At 64.6% G+C, this 3,934-nt stretch carries 3 protein-coding genes; 2 read left to right on the forward strand and 1 reads right to left on the reverse strand.

Annotated elements, in window-relative coordinates:
• Positions 1–333: GNAT family N-acetyltransferase (locus tag ACRCSW_RS22170; protein ID WP_438707824.1), on the forward strand; the 333-nt coding region annotated here is incomplete at its 5' end.
• Between the two features lie 130 nt (positions 334–463).
• Here ACRCSW_RS22170 and ACRCSW_RS22175 read toward each other — a convergent pair.
• Positions 464–2,449, reverse strand: coding sequence for a calcineurin-like phosphoesterase C-terminal domain-containing protein (locus ACRCSW_RS22175; protein WP_438707825.1), 1,986 nt, complete (start codon positions 2,447–2,449; stop codon positions 464–466).
• 181 nt (positions 2,450–2,630) lie between these two features.
• On the opposite strand from ACRCSW_RS22175, the gene ettA reads away from it, so the two are divergent.
• A partial coding sequence (gene ettA, locus ACRCSW_RS22180) for an energy-dependent translational throttle protein EttA (RefSeq protein ID WP_438707826.1) occupies positions 2,631–3,934 on the forward strand: 1,304 nt, incomplete at its 3' end.

Raw genomic sequence — 3,934 nt, forward strand, 5'->3', positions numbered from 1 at the left:
CCCGCCGACCCCGCCGACTACCGCCCCCCGAACGGCCTCTTCCTCATGGCCACCGCCGACGGCAGCCCCGTCGGCTGCGTCGCCCTCAGCGTCCCCAATGCCGAGGTGAAACGCCTCTGGATCGCCCCCACCGCCCGCGGCCTTGGCCTCGCCCGCCGCCTGATGACCGCCATCGAGGACGAAGCCCGCACCCTCGGCCTCACCGAGCTTCGCCTCGACACCAACGGGACGCTCACCGAAGCCATCGCCCTCTACCGCCGCACCGGCTGGACGGACATCCCGCGCTACAACGACAACCCCTACGCCCAATACTGGTTCGCAAAGACGCTCTGATCGCTGGCGCGCCAAGGCGCCCAAGGACCACATCGCCCGCCCCACCACCCAACTGAAAACGCCCGCGCACAAACGCGGGCGTTCCCAGACCTTCAGCATCCCGCCGCCAGTCCGGCGGGCGGTCTGCCGATTACTGCGACGGCCAGAGCTCGCTCCGCCAGAACGGCGGCGGCTTCTCGCCCCTCACTTCGAAGACGATCTCGTCCTGCCACTCCCGGCCCCAGCGGTCGACCTTCGTCACCGTGATCACATGCGCCCCTTCCGGCAGGTCTTCCGGCATGCGCATCCGCCACAGGTGCGAGGACGAATCCGCGATCATCCACGCCTCGGCTGCGCGCGGCGCGACGGGCCCGAAATGCTCGCCCTGCCAGATTTCAAAGCCCTGTGTCCTCGGGTCGCCCGAGGCCGACTGCCAGGCATAGCGCCCGACCGTCATCTGCCGCTGCACCGCGAACGGGTCGGCATATTCCGCGCCCTTCAGCACGTCCTCGCCGTTCCCGGCCTGCGTCCGCTCCATCGGCATCCGCGGGCCGTCGTTGATCTGGGCGTAGACCTCGGTGTTCCGCTCGCCCAGCCAGACGTTCGCCGTCAGCCAGACGTCCTGCCCGATCTCTTCCGGAGTGAACAGCTTCACATCGGCGAGGTCGTTCAGCGTCTTCGGCGGCAGCGCCGCGGGGTCAGCCGTCTCCTCCTCCTGCGCCTCCTGCCACGTGTAGATCGCCGTGAACCATTCCCGGAACGCAGGCGTGTTGAACGACAGCGCCATCTGCCGGTCCGGATCCTGATTGGCCGCATGGAAGGTGATCTGATAGCCCGTACCGTCGAAATCGATCACCACATAGCCGGGCGGCGTACCCCCGCGCGAAAATGCCATCGGCGTTCCGTCAAACGACATGTCGCCGAAGAACCAGTTGCCCGACGGCGCGCCCGCGACCAGATGGTCGAACGGAATGCGCGTCACGTTCACCTGCTCTTTCCAGCCCTTGAACGACTCGCCCGCCGCCAGGAACTCCAGCGTGTGCGTATGGCCCGACAGCGACAGCGCGGGCCGCCCGCCGACCAGCGCATAGATGTCGTTCACGTTGTCGGTCTGGTGCCGTCCCGTATTGCTGTCGATGTGGCTCACGAACGGGATGTGGTGCATGAAAACGATCAGCCGGTCCTCGGGAACCAGTGCCATCACGTTTCTCAGCCACTCCATTTGCTCGTCCGTCACCCGCCCATTGTAGATCGGGTTTCCTTCCGTCGATCCGCACCGCTCGCGGTCGCCCGGCTTCGCTTCGGCCGCCGTGCAGGGGAAGACAACGTTGTCGAGCGCCACAAAGAACACCTTGCCGATTTCAAAGGCATAGTAGTTCGGCCCGTAAAGCGTGCGCCAGCTGTCCGCGCTGTCGGCGTCGGAAAGCGCGTCGAAATCGTAGTCATGGTTCCCGTGGATGTAGTATTGCGGGAACCCTGTCACCGACATGATGTCCATGAACCGCGGCAGAAGCCCGAGGTCATCGCCCATCACGTCGCCCAGCAGAAGCTGGCACTCGACCCCCTGGTAATCCTGCCGCAGGATCGAATCGAGCACGCTGTCGCGCACATAGCCCACCTCGGTGTTGGAATAGGGCTGCGTATCGCCCATCGCGACGCAAGAGAACTCTTCCCCCACCGGCCGGCGTAGCAGCGGAAAGTTGATCTCCACGGGCAGGGGTCCCGTCGGCGCGATCCCTCCATAACGGAATTTCTGCGGCGTGCCCGCGGGCTTGTGGACATAGGAGAACTGCGGCACGCCATCGGCGTTCACCGGGGTGTCGTAGTCCGCCGGCTTCACCACCATCACCGTCATGTTGTCGAAGACCGGCAGCTCGTAGGCCCCGTCCGGCCCCGTCTTCACGGCATCGCGGCCATTCGACACGATCACGCCCCCGATGCCCGGCTCGTCCTCCTGCCGAACGCCGTCGCGCGACAGATCGTGGAACACCGCGCCCCGCGCCATATCGGCCGTCTGGCCGGCCGTAGCAGGCACCGTGTGAATGTCGGCCACATAACTGTGTCCAACGGCTGGAACCGCAAAAGCAAGACCACTGCCCAGAAGAAGGGCCAATGCCGGAACATGGCAATACGTCATGTTGCTCGTCCTTTCGCTGATGTGGGATACGCTGGCCAAGCCAGCCGCATCAGCCTGCCAGCCACGCCTAACGCCCAGCCAAAGCCCCAGTGACGCTTTCATGACTGCGCGGCCCGTTGCCGACGCCCGCCCGAACGTCTAGATACCAGCTCAACCCGAAATCCCGCCCCGGAGAAGAATGATGGCCAGCTACCAGTACGTGTACCACATGGAGAACGTCTCCAAGACCTATCCGGGCGGCAAGAAGTGCTTTGAAAACATCCACCTGAACTTCCTTCCGGGAGTGAAGATCGGTGTCGTCGGCGTCAACGGCGCGGGCAAGTCGACGCTCCTGAAGATCATGGCCGGCATGGACACCGACTTCAAAGGCGAGGCCTGGGCCGCCAAGGGTGCCAAGGTCGGCTATCTGGCGCAGGAGCCGCAGCTGGACCCGACCCTCGACGTCAAAGGCAACGTCATGCTGGGTGTCGCAGCACAAACCGCGATCCTGGAACGCTACAACGAACTTGCGATGAACTACTCGGACGAGACTGCGGACGAGATGGCCGCCCTTCAGGACCAGATCGACGCGCAGAACCTGTGGGAGCTGGAAGCCAGTGTCGGCGTCGCGATGGACGCCCTCCGCTGCCCGCCCGACGATGCCGACGTCTCCACGCTTTCGGGTGGCGAACGCCGCCGGGTCGCGCTGTGCAAGCTCCTCCTCGAAAAGCCCGACATGCTTCTCCTCGACGAACCCACCAACCACCTTGATGCGGAATCGATCGCTTGGCTGCAGAAGCACCTGATCGACTACAAAGGCACCATCCTGATCGTCACCCACGACCGCTACTTCCTCGACGACATCACCGGCTGGATCCTCGAACTCGACCGCGGCCGGGGCATTCCCTACGAGGGCAACTACTCCGCCTGGCTTGACCAGAAGGCCAAACGCATGGCGCAAGAGGCGCGCGAGGATAAATCCAAGCAGAAGGCGCTTGAGAAGGAACTGGAATGGATCCGCTCCGGCGCCAAGGCCCGCCAGGCCAAGGGCAAGGCGCGCCTTTCCCGCTATAACGAGATGGCGAGCCAGACCGTCACCGAACGCGCGACGCAGGCCCAGATCATCATCCCCAATGGCGAGCGTCTGGGGAACAAGGTGATCGAGGTCGAGGGCCTGAAGAAAGCCATGGGCGACAAGCTTCTGATCGAGGATCTGTCCTTCACCGTCCCGCCGGGGGCCATCGTCGGCGTCATCGGCCCGAACGGTGCCGGCAAATCCACCCTCTTCCGCATGATCATCGGGGCCGAGAAGCCCGACGAAGGCACGATCAAGCTCGGCGAAACGGTCAAGCTCGCCTTCGTGGACCAGTCCCGCGACGCCCTCGACCCCAACAAGAACGTGTGGGAGGAAATCTCCGGCGGGGCCGAGGTCATCCACCTTGGCGACATGCAGATGAACTCCCGCGTCTACACCGGCGCCTTCAACTTCAAGGGCACCGACCAGCA

Origin of the sequence: Tabrizicola sp. (assembly GCF_051645465.1) — a bacterium.
Classification (GTDB): Bacteria; Pseudomonadota; Alphaproteobacteria; order Rhodobacterales; family Rhodobacteraceae; genus Tabrizicola.